The sequence below is a fragment of the Synechococcus sp. H55.2 genome (genome assembly GCF_047462495.1).
Lineage (GTDB): Bacteria > Cyanobacteriota > Cyanobacteriia > Thermostichales > Thermostichaceae > Thermostichus.
The window spans coordinates 1-682 of record NZ_JANSJH010000227.1; the positions used below are offsets into that span (position 1 = coordinate 1).

Here is a 682-nt window from a genome sequence, read left to right on the forward strand (position 1 = left end):
TGAACCCTGTCCAAAAGCTGCCCCAGCTCCAGGGCTGAGCCGGTGCTGATGAACTTGTCGGTGGCCGTCAGCCAGTCCAAAAGCCGAAGGGCGGGGGTGAGATCGATAATGGGGGTTTCTGCCTGACCAGGGCGGTAGAGGCCGTAGTAGAGCCCCTGGATCTCGACATTTTTGGCCTTGCGCAAAAGGGCAGCTCCCAAGAGCACCAGCAGGGGGATGGAGCGAAAGGCGTGGGTGATATCGAAAAACAGCCGGGTGTTGGGCTCGATGCTATCAACCAGCACGTCGAAGATGGCCCAGGTCTCCGCCTCGGTTTTGCCTTCGGGAATGGCCTTGGCCACCTTCTCCACATGGGGCGGTAGATCTTCCTGCAGGCGGCTCCAGTGCTTGGCGCGGGCCTCTTCCGTCAGCAGGAGGATAATTCTGTCAATCTCAAAGAGCTGGCAGAGGGCTTTGGCAACGTAGCAGGTTTTCTCTGCCCGCCGCTCCCCAAAACAATACACCGTCTCGGTGTAATCGCCGGTGCCCAGGGTGGTCAAAAGGGTTTTAGCCATAGGGATCCTCGCGGTTGGGTCTGCAAAGCATCAAAGCACAACCGCCTGCAAGCTACCGCAACCTGGAAGCTCCCCCTTCACGAAAACAAGACGCCTTTTCCCAAGCAGTGAAGGTGGAAGGAGCCCGG

At 58.8% G+C, this 682-nt stretch carries 1 protein-coding gene; it reads right to left on the reverse strand.

Annotated features, from left to right (window positions below; translation table 11 throughout):
- Positions 1 to 554 (reverse strand): TIGR02221 family CRISPR-associated protein (gene csx2, locus NW844_RS13060; protein WP_414336265.1); only part of this gene is annotated, 554 nt, incomplete at its 3' end.
- Between the last annotated feature and the right edge of the window lie 128 nt (positions 555 to 682).